The organism is Arthrobacter sp. SD76 (assembly GCF_049726125.1).
In the GTDB taxonomy this organism is placed as follows: domain Bacteria; phylum Actinomycetota; class Actinomycetes; order Actinomycetales; family Micrococcaceae; genus Arthrobacter; species Arthrobacter nitrophenolicus.
The window spans coordinates 939,920-954,395 of sequence record NZ_JBNBLR010000001.1 but is presented as its reverse complement, the minus strand read 5'-3'; the positions used below and the strand labels follow the sequence as shown (position 1 = coordinate 954,395).

The window sequence follows — 14,476 nt, the reverse complement described above, 5'->3', positions numbered from 1 at the left end:
CTTCGGGAGCAAGTAGCGGGCACCCGCTGCTGCGAGTAGCAGCTCGGACAACGCCAAGTACCAGCACCGAAAATTCGGGTATTTCCTACTGGTGCCCGGCCCTGTACGCACTTCCTAGACTCGGGATTCCTAGGACCGAACACGCGCTGGCGGGTCCCCCCGGGTTGGCTTCCCGGGGTGTCCGCCTCCTCTCGGAGCCTCCGTATTTTCTGGGTATGCGGACGCCTCCATCCTGCGCCGCCTGCGGCCCGGTGACACGCCGGAGCCGTTGGAGCGCTGCACCTCGATCCGTCCCGCCTGCCGCTGTTCCTGCGTGCCTGGCCGGACCGACCCCGGATGGGCCACCCATGAACCAGCCATACCTCACCACCCCCGAAGCCGAGAGCAGAAGCTTCGCCACTGACGAACCCCGAACCGACCTCACTGCCGTACGCCCGGCCATCAGCAACAGGTTGTGGGCGGGCATGGCAACAGCCGCCGTGGTTGCGGCCGTCGGCGTCGGAGCCCTGGCAGCGCCGCCCGCCTCCGTGACCCAAAGTACGACGGCGGCCGGCCAGGTTGCCGGCGCGGCCTCACCTGCCGAGGCTGCTGCCCCGGCAGTGGATACGGCCAGCCAGGAGCCTGCTGTTGCCGTCCCGGCAGAGGAAGCCCCGGCGGCTTCAGCACCAGCACCCGTGGAACCTGCACCTGCCGAACCGGCACCACCACCCGCACCGGAACCTGCGCCCGCCCCTGCCGACCAAAACCTCTACACGGTGGTTGCCGGCGACACGGTGGGCAGCATCGCAGCCAGGCATGGCGTGGACACCAATGCCATGCTCGCCGCCAACGGGCTGGGCCCTTACAGCATCATCGTCCCGGGTCAGACGCTCGTGCTGACCGGCCCGCCAGTGGCAGCCCCGGCGGCCGCCGCACCCGCGGCCGTCGCTGTCGCGGCACCGGCTCCTGCACCCGCTCCGGTTGCGGCACCCGCTCCGCCCTGGTTCCCGCAGCACCCGCAGTCCGGACCATCTACGTGGCCGGCGCCGGTGGCCAGGCCATGGTGGATGCCTGCATCGGCCCCATCCACTACACCCCCGGCGATGCGTACTCGCTGTTCATCACAGAGCATGATTTCTGCGGCGGCTGGGCCCGCTTCTCCGGGATCGGGGTCGGCGAGACCGTGAGCATCCCCGGCTACGGCACCTACACGGTGACGGCCAGGGCCAGGTTCCGAACCCGGGCACCACTAACGACGTGCTGAACGTCTTCGGCGGCTTCCCCCGGGCCATCCTGCAGACCTGTATCCCGGGCACCAGCCAGATGCTCCTGATCGCGCTGAACTGACCTTTTCATAAGCTTGTCCGCGGGTCCGAGCCTTCAAAGGCTGGATCCGCGGACAAGGGCAGGTTGCTGCAGCGTTTGGCGCTACACGTGATGCCGCTCTGAAATGTGCTCCACCAGTTCGCCAACCCGCTGTTCGGAGTAATTGCGGGCGATGTCGCCCTGGCTGATGATGCCGACCATCCTGTGGTCGGAGATCACCGGCAGGCGCCGGACCTGGTGCCGTTCCATCATGTCAATGGCTTCGTCCACGTTGGCGTCGGCATCTACCCAGTAGGGCGTTCCGGTTTCCAGTTCGCGGGCCATCATGTCAGCCGGGTTGCGCCCGGCGGCGACGCACTTTAGCACAATGTCGCGATCGGTGATCATGCCCTTCAACCTGCCGTCATCACCGCAGATCGGCAGCGAGCCGCAGTCAAGGTCCATCATCATCCGGGCCGCGTCCACCAGGGTCTGGTTTTCGGTAATACATCGTGCATCCGTGGTCATGAATTCACGTACAGCACTCATTGAATCCTCCTTCATCGATGGATTTATCGACGCAAGGCATCGGGGCACCAGCGCCGATATCGCCAGCCTACGCCGGGCCGGTGCAGGTGTCGATGGCGGATTTTGTCTCTTGACAGCCACTTGGTTGTCCCCCTCGGACGGGCCACTCCCCTCATCGTTTCAGGGGGAGTTGACCGTCATTCGGGGGATTTCGCGGGCACGGAGAAGCCTCCGGAACAGCGACTTAGGCTAGTGGTACGTGAGCACCAGCTTGGGTGCATATGCGGTTTCCCTCGAGTTGAGGTCAAGGCCGTCACTGCTGTTGGCGTCCATCCCTAGCGAAAGCTGTTGGCCGAGCTCGCTGGCTATAGCGCTGGCCGTCAGGGCAATGCTGTAGTTCGTGTTGGTTGTTGTGGGGCCGAGCGTGCCAATGCCGGAACCGAGAGTCGGACGGGCGCTATACGTGATCCCCGTTTCCGTCCAGCTGTCGTCAGCGATGAGCTTGACGTTCTGCGTACCCGTGGACCCACTGCCGGCGCTGCGCAGCTGAAGCGTGGCGCTCTCCAACGTCTTCCCGGCAAGCCCTGTCAGGTCAAACTTGAAGTACGCAACCTCCACGGGGCTGTTGTCGGAGCCCAGCATCGCGCCCGCGCCGAAGTTCGTTGTCGGCGCCCCGCTGGAAACGTAGGTGTCAGCCGTGGCCGTGAGGGTGGTGGTCTGGGATGTGCTGCCACCCGCCGGAGCCGTGGTGAAGGTCCAGGTCTTGGCCGATGCCAGCGCGTTGCCGGCAAGGTCCTTCGCTCCAGTGGAGATCGTCGCGGTGTAAGTCGTGGCGGCTGCCAGATCGGCGGCCGGATTCAGGGTTGCAACGTTGCCCGTGCTATCCAAAACCACACTGGCCGACACCGCATTGGTGCCATTCTTCAACGTGAATGAGGGCGTAACCGTCGATCCATTCATCGCTTCCGAGAACGTCGCGGTCACGTTCGTCGCCACTGCCACGCCGGTCGCACCATCGCCCGGAGTAGTAGCCGTGACGGTCGGAGGAGTCGCATCAGCAGTAAACGTCCAGGTCTTGGCTGATGCTAAAGCATTGCCGGCAAGATCCTTCGCTCCGGTGGAAATTGTCGCAGTGTAGATTGTCCCGGCCGTCAGGTTCCCGGCCGGATCGAGGGTGGCAACTTTGCTTGTGCCGTCCAAAGATACAGCGCCCGGCACCACGGTCGTGCCATTTTTCAATGTGAACGTGGAGGACGTCAACGTTGATGAATCCATCGCTTCCGAAAACGTTCCCGTGACGTTCGCCGTCGCTGCTACACCGGTCGCGCCGTCAGCCGGAGAAGTACTCGTCAGGGTCGGAGCCGTGGTATCACTGCCGCCGCTTCCGCCCGTAGGGTCGTAGTAGTGCCAGTACCGGCTGGTGGAACTCACATCGGCGAGCAGCAATACCCCACTGTTGGCCGTGCCGCGTGCCGAACTGTTGAGGTTCTGCTTGGTCGAGGTTACGTTGTGAACGTACTGGTCCGCGTCCACGATGCGGGGAATCTTCTGCGCGGTTCCAATGCTGCTGATATCGCTCAACGGCGTGGACTTCTCATATATCGCGCCACCGGAACTCGTGCAGACTCCGGCGTTGGTGGTTCCGCTTGGCTTTGGATAAGTGGCAAATGTCCGGATTCTCTCCGAGGCCTCGTCGATCAGAACGATCACCCGGTTCGGGCATTCCGCCACCGTCGCGATCGTGTGCTTGCTCCAGGCTGATGTTGCAGGATCCAGGGCCAGGAGTTGGATGAGCGGCTGGGACGACGATGTAAACGAGGTCTTAATGGCGGCGAAGACTTTATCGGACGAAGAGTCCAGCCATTTAAGGTTCATATGGTCGTCACCGCTGCGTACCCCGTCAACGGCCGCCACCGGATTGGACCAGGTCGTGTTAGCCGCCCCATCGGCGTGGACACTCCAGTACATACCGTCGGTAGCGTCACCAACCTGGCGGCTCCACATCACGCCGACCTTGTTTCCGCCGAAGGCAATGACCGACGAGGTGTCGTCGATGGACACGTTGCTCAGTGACGCAGGATGAGGGAAAGGCGTGCCCCACGTCTTTCCATCCGTGCCAGTGACGTTCATGTAGATCCGGTTGCCCTGCTGCCAGGTGGCCCAGAGCCTGCCAGACGATTGCTCCTTGTCGATGGTCAGGGCCTCGACGCGGTAGTTGTTGATCTGTGAGGAGCCCAGGCGTGTGTACGTCTTCGTGCTCGGGTTGTAGCTGAAACGGTGAAGCGTGGTCGGGTAGTTCGGCTGGGCGGCCACGCCGTCGTTGACGAAGCGGTAGCTCGCCACATAGAGGGTGGTTCCGTCCCAGAGCACGTCGTGATGGGTGCTCGCACGCGTATCCGTAGTCACGTTTTTACTGGTCCATTGGCTGGTGGAGGCGTTGAACTGGAAGATCTCGAAGTCTTGGCTGGCGGTATCCCACAAGTTTCCCCACCAGATCCCGTCGTGGAACCACAAATTGCTTGTCGACCGCTTCGTCCCCGTCGGCGTTCCCGTCCCCGAATGGGAGGGGCCTTCCACTCCGACATCACCGGTCGCCGCCGATGCCGGAAGCGGCACCACCAGGGCAGCAAGGGCGAGCAGCAAGGCTGTCAGGAATCCGTGGAGCCGAAATGTCCTGCGGCCGCCATCGAGGCCGCTCATGGGAAAGGGCGTAGTGTACATCTCGATTGCTCCCCGGAATAGCACAATTATCCTCAAGTTCGTCCAGTGTCTGCCGCTGGAAAGTGGAAAGCAAGCCCTAATCGCGGCTACGTAACCCCCCCTATTTTTTGGCGGCAGGAGCCCCTGGAACAGCCTCCCGGACCCATCCTTCACGCCGCCAGGATTCAAGGGGCGGACCGTCCTGGAACCGTGGCCTGGCAGCAAGGTGTGGCATAGAGTGTGGCTACCATTTTCATTGGGGAAACGATGAAGCCTCATAGCCTGCTGCCGGTCCTCGTCCTGGTGCTTGCTTCCTGCACGGCGCCCGTACCGGCGCGGGATGGTCCCTCCTTGGGACCTGCCAGCGGAACAGTAGCCGCGCCGTCATCCCAGGAAGCCCGGGCACCCCTTCCCTACCGGGCGACGACCGGAACGGGTGCCGAGATCAGCTTCTTGCTCCCCACTTCTGCCGCTGACCCCGCGGTCGCGGCAATCGAGGCGTACCGGGTGAAGGCTGGAGCTGCCCCCGTGTCATATCTTGTGGCGGAGGTGGACAACAGCAACGGGACTGTCCCCGTGAACCTCTACTCGGTCAGCGTCTTCGATGCAGGGGGACACCGGTTCACGTTCTCCAGCGTGGCGGATGCCATCCACAGCTGGGGACCAACGTACAGCTACGATTTCGGCTGGCGAATGGGCGATGGCAGTGCCGTTGACGAGGCTGCGGCCGGCACACTCAAGCGCGAGGCTACCGGGCTGCACAGCGCCAACGTAAACACCACCGTGGATGTGGCCGGGCAAACCCGGGTCGTCCTGGCGTCTTACGACGCCCGGCTGCCTGCCGGGTTCGTTCGAGTGATAGTACAGCCGTTCGGCATGGACGTTGAAGTGGAGGCCGCACCGGCGTCCTGACTCCCGGGGCCCGAGAACAAAAAAAGACCCGCCCGGATCTTGTACAAGATCCGGGCGGGTCCGTTGTGGCAGATGAGGGATTCGAACCCCCGTAGGCGTTGCCAGCTGATTTACAGTCAGCCCCCTTTGGCCGCTCGGGTAATCTGCCGAACTTCTCAAAAGAAGACCCGGGATGCAGTCTTCAGAACGTCCGTTTCCGGGCCGTTCCGCTTCCAGTAACCGCGGGCAAGACAACTTTACAGAACTTCTGCCCAAGAATCGAATCGGGCCACGGCAAGGTCCTCGATCCCCGGAATCACGCGGAAATTCGAGGCAATCACGCCTCGCCCAGGATCCTCCCGGCAAGCTTGGCCTCGAACTTCAAGGCCTGCTCCTCGGTGATCTGGTTCAGCTGGACCGCGCGCTGCAGGTCCGCGTGGACTCCTTCCAGCCGGGAGGACGCATCGGCCACCGGGCTGAAGATGACTGACGCTGCCACGGCGGCCGCTGCTACCGATGTTGCCGCCGTCGCCACCGCCCCGGCCGCGGCTGTAGTTGTTCTGGTGACGTAGGTGGCGGCCTTGCGGTGCATTGGTGTTTCCCTTTCGAACTGCTGTCCAACACGTACAACTTTTTCCGGCACTCCTTGGTTCCCTCCTGACGTCCGCTGAGAGGGAACTGTGAATCGTGCCGCCCGCCTGGCGCCGCATCCGTATTAGGCTTGAATGCAGTGATCCCAAGCCCTGTTTGTGCGCAGGGCCCCCACCCCTAGAAGGAGAGTCATGGCAGGCGAGTCAACGTTCGACGTCGTAAGCAAGGTGGACAAGCAGGAGGTCGCCAACGCCCTCAACCAGTCCCAGAAGGAAATTGCCCAGCGCTACGACTTCAAAGGTGTTGGCGCCGAAATCGACTTCAGCGGCGAAAAGATCCTCATGAAGGCCAACTCGGAAGAACGCGTCAAGGCTGTCTTGGATGTTTTCCAGTCGAAGCTGATCAAGCGCGGCATCTCGCTGAAGTCCCTGGACAGCGGCGAGCCCTACGCCTCCGGCAAGGAATACCGCCTGGAAGCCTCCATCAAGGAAGGCATCGCCCAGGACCTGGCGAAGAAGATCAACAAGCTGATCCGCGACGAAGGCCCCAAGTCGGTCAAGTCCCAGATCCAGGGCGACGAACTCCGCGTCTCCTCCAAGTCCCGTGACGACCTGCAGGCCACCATGGCACTGCTGAAGGACTTTGACGAAGCCGACCTGCAGTTCGTGAACTTCCGCAGCTGACGGCCGTTCGGCGTCGTTCTTCGACGCGCAAAGGATTTGCCGCTACGGAAAGAGGCCGGCGCACCCGGAAGACGGGGTGCGCCGGCCTCTTTGCGTGTCGAGGAGGGATCACCGCGTCACAGCCCGACGGCGGCACCGGGCTACCGCAGCGGGCCGCCGGCCATCCGCTCCAGCCGGGCAATCCGGTCGCGCATGGGCGGGTGCGTCGCGAACATCCTGGTGATCGCGCCGCCCCGGAACGGGTTGGCAATCATCAGGTGGGATGCGTTGACCAGCCGCTGGTCCTGCGGCAGCGGTGCGATGCTGACCCCGCGCTCGATCTTGGCCAGGGCCGAGGCGAGCGCCAGTGGATCGCCGGTCAGCTGCGAGCCGTCCTCGTCGGCGTCGTACTCCCTGGTGCGCGAGATGGCCATCTGGATCAGCGACGCCGCGAACGGTGCCAGCAGTGCCATAGCGATCATGGCCAGCGGGTTGGCGTTGCGACGGTCGCCGCCGCCGAAGAACAGCAGCATCTGGCCCACCGAGGTGATGACACCGGCGACGGCGGCCGCCACCGATGAGGTGAGGATGTCCCGGTTGTAGACGTGCATAAGTTCGTGGCCCAGGACGCCGCGGAGCTCGCGGGCGTCCAGGAGCTGCAGGATCCCCTCTGTGCAGCAGACCGCCGCGTTCTGGGGGTTGCGGCCGGTGGCGAAGGCGTTCGGGTTCATGGTGGGTGAAATGTAGATGCGTGGCATGGGCTGGTTGGCCCGCGCGGAGAGATCCCGGACGATCTGGTACAGCTGCGGGGCCTGCGCTTCGCTGGCGGGGTATGCCTGCATGGACCGGATGGCAATCTTGTCGCTGTTCCAGTAGCCGTAAGCCGTAGTGCCGACACCGACGAGCGCCATGATCCAGATGGGCGCCGAACTGCGCATGCTTGTGCCGATCAGGGCGCCCAGCCCGAGCAGCACGGCCCAGAGCACTCCGAACAGCGCCGCAGTCTTGAGCCCGTTGTGATGCCGATGCACGTCCATTCCCCTTCGATTTTTTGGCCGTTACAGCTAAGAACTGGACGGCCGTCCCTATAGTTCCAGTCTTCTTCTCCGAGGTTAGCCAACCCTTATTGTGAGATATTCATAATAAGTGCTTCAATGGAGCCATGACGGAACACCACGACGGCCACGAGGACTGGGCTGGAGCCCTGCGCGCCCACGGCCGCCGGGTGACCAAGCAGCGGCTTGCCGTCCTGGCCGCCGTCGAACGCCACCCTCACTCCCCTGCCGAAAGCATCCTTGCCGCTGCCCGGGCGGAGCTCCCCGAGCTGACCGCGCAGTCGGTATACGTGGTGCTCGGGGACCTCACGGACCTGCACATGCTCCGGCGTTTCGAACCCCCGCACTCCCCCGCACTGTATGAAACCCGTGTGGGCGACAACCACCACCACGCCATCTGCATCAGCTGCGGCCGCGTGGAGGACGTGGATTGCGCCGTCGGACATGCGCCGTGCCTCACGCCCCACTGGGATGAGAACGCCAAGCCGATGACCATCCAGATCGCAGACGTCATGTACCAGGGCATCTGCCAGGACTGCCAGCAGTCCCAACAGCTTCCTTCCAATCGTCCCTCGCAAGTAACAGAGAAATAGGAGAATAATGACTGTCGTTTCGACAACCCAGTCTGGTGCCCCCGTCACATCCGACGCGCACTCCAAGTCAGTTGGTGCCGATGGTGCCATCATCCTGACTGACCACTACCTGGTGGAAAAGCTCGCCCAGTTCAACCGCGAGCGGGTTCCGGAGCGTGTGGTGCACGCCAAGGGCGGCGGTGCATTCGGCACGTTCAAGACCACCGAGGATGTCTCGAAGTACACCAAGGCCGCGTTCCTGCAGCCGGGCGTCGAGACCGAGATGCTGATCCGCTTCTCCTCCGTTGCCGGCGAGAACGGCTCCCCGGACACCTGGCGCGACCCCCGCGGTTTCGCCGTGAAGTTCTACACCTCCGAGGGCAACTACGACCTCGTGGGCAACAACACCCCGGTGTTCTTCATCCGCGACGGCATCAAGTTCCCGGACTTCATCCACTCCCAGAAGCGCCTGCCCGGCACCCACCTGCGCGACGCCGACATGCAGTGGGACTTCTGGACCCTGTCCCCGAGTCCGCCCACCAGGTCACCTGGCTGATGGGTGACCGCGGCCTGCCCGCCTCATGGCGCGAGATGCAGGGCTACGGCTCGCACACCTACCAGTGGATCAACGCTGAAGGCGAGCGGTTCTGGGTCAAGTACCACTTCCACTCCAACCAGGGCGTGAAGAACATGACGTCCGAGCAGGCCGAAGCACTGGCCGGCTCCGACGCCGACTTCTACATCCGCGACCTGCACGAGAACATCGAAGCCGGCAACCTGCCGTCCTGGGACCTCCACGTCCAGGTCATGCCCTACGAGGACGCCAAGACCTACCGCTTCAACCCGTTCGACCTGACCAAGGTCTGGCCGCACGCCGACTACCCGCTGATCAAGGTGGGCACCATGGAGCTGAACCGGAACCCGGAGAACTACTTCGCGCAGATCGAGCAGGCCACCTTCGCGCCGTCGAACTTCGTGCCGGGCATCGCCGCTTCCCCGGACAAGATGCTGCAGGCCCGCATCTTCTCCTACGCGGACGCACACCGCTACCGCGTGGGCACCAACCACGCCCAGATCCCGGTGAACCAGCCCAAGAGCCAGGTCAACAACTACAGCCAGGACGGCGCCGGTCGCTACCTGTTCAACGCCCCGTCCGTTCCGGTCTACGCCCCGAACACGTTCGGTGGCCCGGCTGCCGTTGAGCCGCAGAACCCGGCAGGCGGCTGGGAGAACGATGGCGAACTGACCCTCGCCGCGCACTCCCTGCACTCCGAGGACAGCGACTTCGTCCAGGCCGGCACCCTGTACCGCGAGGTCTACGACGAAGCCGCAAAGGCCCGCTTCCTCGAGACCATCACCGGTGCCGTGGGCGGCGTCAAGCGCTCCGACATCAAGGAACGCGCCATCCAGTACTGGACCAACGTTGACGCCGAACTCGGCGCCAAGCTGCGCGCCAACCTCGGCGCAGCACCCCTCTCCGACGCTGAGGCAGCCAACAAGATCGGCTGATCCACCGCTCGCTGAGCATTGAAACCACCCCGTCGCGGATGTCCGCGGCGGGGTGGTTTTTTGCGCTGTCCACATAGCCGAAGGGGTCTCTGGCCGCCGGCCTGGGCGCTCCCTGAGGATCGCTCTATGACAACTTTCCAGGGCATACCTGCCGCCGCTTTCGGCTTCTATGCCGAACTGCAGGAGAACAACAACCGGGAGTGGTGGCTGGAGCACAAGGACAGCTACCACTCGCTGGTCCGGGACCCGCTCGCCTCGCTCCTGGCTGAGCTCGAGCCCCGCTTCGGGCCGGGCCGCCTGTTCCGTCCCAACCGGGACATCCGGTTTTCATTGGACAAGTCCCCCTACAAAACAGCCCAGGGCGCATTCGCCTCCGTGCAGGAAGGCGTGGGCGATTACCTCCAGGTCAGCGCGGAGGGCCTGCTGGTGGGCGGCGGCTACCACTCCCACTCTCCCGCCCAGCTGGCGAGGTACCGGAACGCCGTGGACGCGTCAGGCACCGGAGAGTCGCTGCGGCACATAGTGGACGGCGTCGCCGCTGCGGGCTTTGCGGTGGAAGGGGAGAAACTCAAGACGGTGCCCCGGGGCTATGACCGCGACCATCCGCGGGCCGAACTCCTCAAGCACAAATCACTCGCGGCGAGCGTGGACCTCGGCCGGCCCGCCTGGCTGGGTACCCCTGCCGCCGTCGGCGAAATCTCCGGGCTGTGGGACCAGCTGCGCCCCTTGGTTGACTGGGTGGGCCGCCACGCCGCGCCCTAGCAGCCGGTCGCGTTCCGGCTTTTGCCGGACGGGCCCGGGCAGGCCCGGTCAGGCTTCCTGAACTGCGGCCAGGCGTGTTTCGAGGTTGTTGAAGAAGACCGAGAGCATCAGTTCGAACGCCTTGGTGGCCGCCTCCGGTTCATTCATGACCACAAAGTCGAACTGCAGCCCGTAAAAGGTTGAGGTGAAGAGCCGAGCGTCGGTGTCCGCATATTCCTCCGGGATGCCCTGCACCACCAGCCAGTCACGCGTCTTGTGATGGAGCATCCGGAAGTGTTCCTGCGAGGTGCCGCGGGGTTCTGCCGCCACGATGTCCTGGGCAGTGGCCTCGAATTCGAGCCGGGTCAGGTGGCGGTTCCGCTGGGCCATGGTCCACTGCCAGGACTCAAGCAGGAATTCGCGCCAGGCTGCCCGGTCAATGTCGCGGACATCGGTGTTCCGCATCCGGTCCAGGCGGGACTCGATGGACACCACGATGTCATTGATCAGCTGCTCCCGGTTTCCAAAGTGGTAGACCAGCACGTAGGCACTCATGCCCAGCCCTTCCGCGAGGCTCCGGAAGGTCAGCTCCGCCAGGGTCTTGTCCATCAGGTAGTCGAGGATGGCGCCCAGCAGCTCGGCTTTTCGTTCGGTTCGTGTCGGGCGTGCCATAAATCCATCCTACGAGCCGGCGCCGCTCCGGTGCCGGGCATGGAAATGCCCGCCCGGGTCAGGCCCGGGCGGGCATCAGCAGGGCTGTCAGGCCCGCGAGTACTCGTCTTCGCTATCGGAATCGCGCCGGTCCGCATCACTGTCGGCAGCCGCGGTGCCGTTGACAGCGCTGCTGGCCGCGCCGAAGCGTTCGTTGAGGCGCGAGTGGCGCTGGCCGTAGGCAAAGTAGATCGCCAGCCCGATGGCCAGCCAGATGGCGAAGAAGATCCAGGTCTCCACAGCCAGGTTGGTCATCAGGTAGAGGCAGAGCACCGCCGAAACGACCGGCAGGACCTTCCCGAACGGGACGCGGAAGGCGGGCTTCAGGTCCGGCCGCTTCTTGCGCAGCACCAGGATGCCCAGGCTGACCACAACGAAGGCTGAGAGCGTGCCGATGTTGATCATTTCCTCGAGCAGGTCCACATTGGTCAGCCCGGCCACCAAGGCAACCGCGGCGCCGCAGATGATCTGGAGCCGGACCGGCGTCGCACGCTTCTCGCTGGTCTTGGACAGGGCCCGGGCAGGAGGCCGTCGCGGCTCATGGCCAGGACCACGCGGGACAGGCCCATCAGCAGCACCATGATCACGGTGGTCAGGCCCACCAGGGAACCGAACGCGATGATCTTCGCGGCGGAGGTGTCGCCCACGGCTTCGAACGCGGTGGTAAGGGTGGGGTTCTCCGCCTCGGCCAGCTGGGTATAGGACACCATGCCGGTCAGTGCCAGCGACACCAGGATGTAGAGCAGGGTCACCAGGGCCAGTCCGCCGAAGATTCCGCGCGGAAGGGTCTTCTGCGGGTTCTTTACTTCCTCGGCCGAGGTGGCCACCACGTCAAAACCGATGAAGGCAAAGAACACCAGGGCCGCGCCGGCGAAGATTCCCAGGGTGCCGTACTGGGCCGGGGCCGCGCCCGTGAGGAAGCCGAAGAACGACTGCTTCAGGACGTCCGCGGCACCGGTGCCGCCCGTGGGCTCGGCCGCGGGGATGAACGGGGCGTAGTTTTCGAACTTCACGTAGGTGAAGCCCACCACGATCACGAACAGGACGACGCCGATCTTAATGAGCGTGAAGATGTTTCCCACCCGGGCGGACAGCTTGGTGCCCAGCACCAGCAGCACCGTGAAGACGGCAACAATGAGGAACGCGCCCCAGTACAGGTCGACGCCGCCCAGCGAGACGGCCGGCGGGATGTCGGCGCCCATGAGGGCGAACACCTTGCTGAGGTAGATGCCCCAGTATTTGGCGATCACGGCAGCGGCGGTGAAGAGCTCCAGGATCAGGTTCCAGCCGATGATCCAGGCAAGGAGTTCGCCCATGGTGGCGTAGGTGAAAACGTAGGCGGAACCCGCCACGGGGATGGCGGTGGCGAATTCGGCGTAGCACATGATCGCCAGCGCGCAGGTGATGGCGGCGACGGCGAAGGACACGGTGACGGCGGGGCCGGAGAAGTTGGCTGCGGCCTTGGCGCCCACCGAGAAGATACCGGCGCCGACAGCAACGGCGACGCCCATGATCATGAGGTCCCAGGTGCTGAGGGAGCGCTTGAGCTTGCGTCCGGGCTCATCGGCGTCGGCTATCGACTGCTCGATGGATTTGGTCCGGAGAAGGTTCATAGGGGATCACAATCCTGATTTCGGATGGAAACAGACTTATCCACGATAGTGTCCATCCACTGGACGGTCCCAATTGTTCCGAATGGTGAGACGCCGGTTTTACCGAACTTTATTCCGGGAAAGCACTGGGGCCCTTCGGATGAAGAGCCCCAAGTGCTTTTGAACCGAACCGCTCAGGTGGGCCAGTCCATCAGCGTGGACCGGATCAGGAAGCGTTTGCCCTCGGGCGCCTCCACCGAGAAGCCGCTCCCCCTGCCGTTGACCACGTCCACGGTCAGGTGGGTGTGGCTCCAGTAGTTGAACTGCTCCCGGGACATCCAGAACTCCAGCGGCTGCGGCTCCAGCCCGGCGGACAGGTCGAACAGCCCGAGCAGGACGTCGGAGTCGCCGGTCAGGAAGTCGCCCGCGGGATAGCACATGGGCGAGGATCCGTCGCAGCATCCGCCGGACTGGTGGAACATGAGCGGCCCGTGCCGGAGCCACAGCGAGCGGAGCAGGTCCGCGGCCTCCGGCGTGAGCGCCACCCGGGAGAAGTCCTCCCCGGGCAGCGTCACGGCGGCGTGGAGCCGGTCCGGTGCCATCAGAACCTCAGGACCACGCGGCCGTCGATCTTGGCGTGCTTCATCTCGTCGAACACCGCGTTGACCTCGGAAAGCTCCCGGACTGAAACCGTGGGATGGATCTTGCCCTGGGCGTAGAAGTCCAGAGCCTCCTCCAGGTCCTGCCGCGTGCCCACTATGGAGCCGCGCACGGTGAGTCCCTTGAGCACAATCTCGAAGATCGGTGCCGGAAAGTCTCCCGGCGGCAGGCCGTTGAACACGATGGTTCCGCCGCGGCGGGCCATGCCGATGGCCTGGCCGAACGCCGACGGGTGCACCGCAGTGACCAGGACTCCATGGCAACCTCCGGTTTCGCGCTGGATCACTTCAACCGGATCCTCGTGCAGGGCGTTGACGGCCAGTTCGGCACCGTGGGCCTTGGCGAGGGCCAGCTTGTCGTCGGCGATGTCGACGGCGGCCACCCGCAGTCCCATCGCCACGGCGTACTGGACCGCAATGTGGCCCAGGCCGCCGATGCCCGAGATGGTCACCCACTGGCCCGGTTTGGCTTCGGTCATTTTCAGGCCCTTGTAGACCGTGACACCGGCGCAGAGCACCGGCGCCACCTCGACGGGGTCGGATCCCGCCGGTATGCGGGCGGCAAAGCGCGAGTCCACCAGCATGTACTCGCCGAAGGAGCCGTCCACGCTGTAGCCGCCGTTCTTCTGCGCCTCGCACAGGGTTTCCCAGCCGGTACGGCAGTACTGGCAGTCGCCGCAGGCGGACCACAGCCAGGCGTTGCCCACCAGGTCGCCCACGGCGAGGTCGGTGACGCCCTCGCCGAGGGCCACGACTTCGCCCACGCCCTCGTGGCCGGGAACGAAGGGCGGCGCGGGCTTGACCGGCCAGTCCCCCTCGGCCGCGTGGAGGTCCGTGTGGCAGACGCCGGTGGTGAGCACCTTGACCAGGGCTTCTCCCGGGCCGGGGGTGGGTACAGCGATGTCCTGGACCTGGAGGTCCTTGCCGAATTCGTTTACTACTGCTGCCTGCATTGTCGTCGTCATTGGCGAAATCCTTGCG

The 14,476-nt window shown here is 64.4% G+C and carries 11 protein-coding genes, 1 tRNA gene and 3 pseudogenes; 6 read left to right on the top strand and 9 right to left on the bottom strand.

Annotated features, from left to right (window positions below; all coding sequences use genetic code 11):
- Window positions 1-347: 347 nt before the first annotated feature.
- Window positions 348-1,326 (top strand): annotated as a pseudogene (locus tag ACPEE0_RS04720) (LysM peptidoglycan-binding domain-containing protein).
- A gap of 81 nt (window positions 1,327-1,407) precedes the next feature.
- Here ACPEE0_RS04720 and ACPEE0_RS04715 read toward each other — a convergent pair.
- Window positions 1,408-1,833 (bottom strand): CBS domain-containing protein, encoded by a 426-nt coding sequence (locus ACPEE0_RS04715; RefSeq protein WP_009357167.1) that lies wholly within the window; start codon window positions 1,831-1,833, stop codon window positions 1,408-1,410.
- A 228-nt stretch (window positions 1,834-2,061) separates the two neighbouring features.
- The gene (locus tag ACPEE0_RS04710) at window positions 2,062-4,512 is read right to left on the bottom strand and encodes an Ig-like domain-containing protein (protein ID WP_083875016.1); all 2,451 of its coding nucleotides are present in this window, start codon (window positions 4,510-4,512) and stop codon (window positions 2,062-2,064) included.
- 267 nt (window positions 4,513-4,779) lie between these two features.
- Between ACPEE0_RS04710 and ACPEE0_RS04705 the strand changes: the two genes are divergently transcribed.
- Window positions 4,780-5,424 (top strand): hypothetical protein, encoded by a 645-nt coding sequence (locus ACPEE0_RS04705; RefSeq protein WP_424574061.1) that lies wholly within the window; start codon window positions 4,780-4,782, stop codon window positions 5,422-5,424.
- Window positions 5,425-5,490: 66 nt separating this feature from the next.
- Here the strand turns inward: ACPEE0_RS04705 and ACPEE0_RS04700 are convergent.
- Together ACPEE0_RS04700 and ACPEE0_RS04695 are read right to left on the bottom strand one after the other, a co-directional pair.
- Window positions 5,491-5,572: transfer RNA gene (locus ACPEE0_RS04700), tRNA-Tyr, on the bottom strand.
- A gap of 168 nt (window positions 5,573-5,740) precedes the next feature.
- A complete protein-coding gene (locus ACPEE0_RS04695; RefSeq protein ID WP_009357170.1) occupies window positions 5,741-5,995 on the bottom strand; it encodes a hypothetical protein in 255 nt (84 codons plus the stop codon).
- A gap of 190 nt (window positions 5,996-6,185) precedes the next feature.
- On the opposite strand from ACPEE0_RS04695, the gene ACPEE0_RS04690 reads away from it, so the two are divergent.
- Window positions 6,186-6,677, top strand: coding sequence for a YajQ family cyclic di-GMP-binding protein (locus ACPEE0_RS04690; protein WP_009357171.1), 492 nt, complete (start codon window positions 6,186-6,188; stop codon window positions 6,675-6,677).
- A 140-nt stretch (window positions 6,678-6,817) separates the two neighbouring features.
- On the opposite strand, the gene htpX is transcribed toward ACPEE0_RS04690, so the two are convergent.
- Window positions 6,818-7,687, bottom strand: coding sequence for a zinc metalloprotease HtpX (gene htpX / locus ACPEE0_RS04685; protein ID WP_424574060.1), 870 nt, complete (start codon window positions 7,685-7,687; stop codon window positions 6,818-6,820).
- Between the two features lie 131 nt (window positions 7,688-7,818).
- Between htpX and ACPEE0_RS04680 the strand changes: the two genes are divergently transcribed.
- The 3 genes and pseudogenes from ACPEE0_RS04680 to ACPEE0_RS04670 all read left to right on the top strand — a co-directional run bounded on the left by ACPEE0_RS04680 (window position 7,819) and on the right by ACPEE0_RS04670 (window position 10,554).
- The gene (locus ACPEE0_RS04680; RefSeq protein WP_009357172.1) at window positions 7,819-8,304 is read left to right on the top strand and encodes a Fur family transcriptional regulator; all 486 of its coding nucleotides are present in this window, start codon (window positions 7,819-7,821) and stop codon (window positions 8,302-8,304) included.
- Between the two features lie 7 nt (window positions 8,305-8,311).
- Window positions 8,312-9,792, top strand: a pseudogene (locus ACPEE0_RS04675) (catalase).
- Window positions 9,793-9,918: 126 nt separating this feature from the next.
- On the top strand, window positions 9,919-10,554 hold the full coding sequence (locus ACPEE0_RS04670; protein ID WP_424574059.1) for a DUF2461 domain-containing protein: 636 nt from the start codon (window positions 9,919-9,921) through the stop codon (window positions 10,552-10,554).
- A 48-nt stretch (window positions 10,555-10,602) separates the two neighbouring features.
- On the opposite strand, the gene ACPEE0_RS04665 is transcribed toward ACPEE0_RS04670, so the two are convergent.
- The 4 genes and pseudogenes from ACPEE0_RS04665 to adhP all read right to left on the bottom strand — a co-directional run bounded on the left by ACPEE0_RS04665 (window position 10,603) and on the right by adhP (window position 14,460).
- The gene (locus tag ACPEE0_RS04665) at window positions 10,603-11,205 is read right to left on the bottom strand and encodes a TetR/AcrR family transcriptional regulator (RefSeq protein WP_009357174.1); all 603 of its coding nucleotides are present in this window, start codon (window positions 11,203-11,205) and stop codon (window positions 10,603-10,605) included.
- Window positions 11,206-11,292: 87 nt separating this feature from the next.
- A pseudogene (locus ACPEE0_RS04660) lies at window positions 11,293-12,857 on the bottom strand (amino acid permease).
- Between the two features lie 173 nt (window positions 12,858-13,030).
- Complete coding sequence (locus tag ACPEE0_RS04655; RefSeq protein WP_424574058.1) at window positions 13,031-13,438, bottom strand: DUF779 domain-containing protein; 408 nt, start codon at window positions 13,436-13,438, stop codon at window positions 13,031-13,033.
- On the bottom strand, window positions 13,438-14,460 hold the full coding sequence (gene adhP, locus ACPEE0_RS04650; protein WP_424574057.1) for an alcohol dehydrogenase AdhP: 1,023 nt from the start codon (window positions 14,458-14,460) through the stop codon (window positions 13,438-13,440). The genes ACPEE0_RS04655 and adhP overlap by 1 nt, the downstream gene beginning before the upstream one ends.
- Window positions 14,461-14,476: the final 16 nt, after the last annotated feature.

Coding starts and splice junctions, on each gene's coding strand:
- ACPEE0_RS04695 (WP_009357170.1), bottom strand. CDS start 5,995: ATGCACCGCAAGGCCGCCACCTACGTCACCAGAACAACTACAGCCGCG.
- ACPEE0_RS04710 (WP_083875016.1), bottom strand. CDS start 4,512: ATGAGCGGCCTCGATGGCGGCCGCAGGACATTTCGGCTCCACGGATTC.
- ACPEE0_RS04690 (WP_009357171.1), top strand. CDS start 6,186: ATGGCAGGCGAGTCAACGTTCGACGTCGTAAGCAAGGTGGACAAGCAG.
- adhP (WP_424574057.1), bottom strand. CDS start 14,460: ATGACGACGACAATGCAGGCAGCAGTAGTAAACGAATTCGGCAAGGAC.
- ACPEE0_RS04705 (WP_424574061.1), top strand. CDS start 4,780: ATGAAGCCTCATAGCCTGCTGCCGGTCCTCGTCCTGGTGCTTGCTTCC.
- ACPEE0_RS04665 (WP_009357174.1), bottom strand. CDS start 11,205: ATGGCACGCCCGACACGAACCGAACGAAAAGCCGAGCTGCTGGGCGCC.
- ACPEE0_RS04680 (WP_009357172.1), top strand. CDS start 7,819: ATGACGGAACACCACGACGGCCACGAGGACTGGGCTGGAGCCCTGCGC.
- ACPEE0_RS04715 (WP_009357167.1), bottom strand. CDS start 1,833: ATGAGTGCTGTACGTGAATTCATGACCACGGATGCACGATGTATTACC.
- ACPEE0_RS04655 (WP_424574058.1), bottom strand. CDS start 13,438: ATGGCACCGGACCGGCTCCACGCCGCCGTGACGCTGCCCGGGGAGGAC.
- ACPEE0_RS04670 (WP_424574059.1), top strand. CDS start 9,919: ATGACAACTTTCCAGGGCATACCTGCCGCCGCTTTCGGCTTCTATGCC.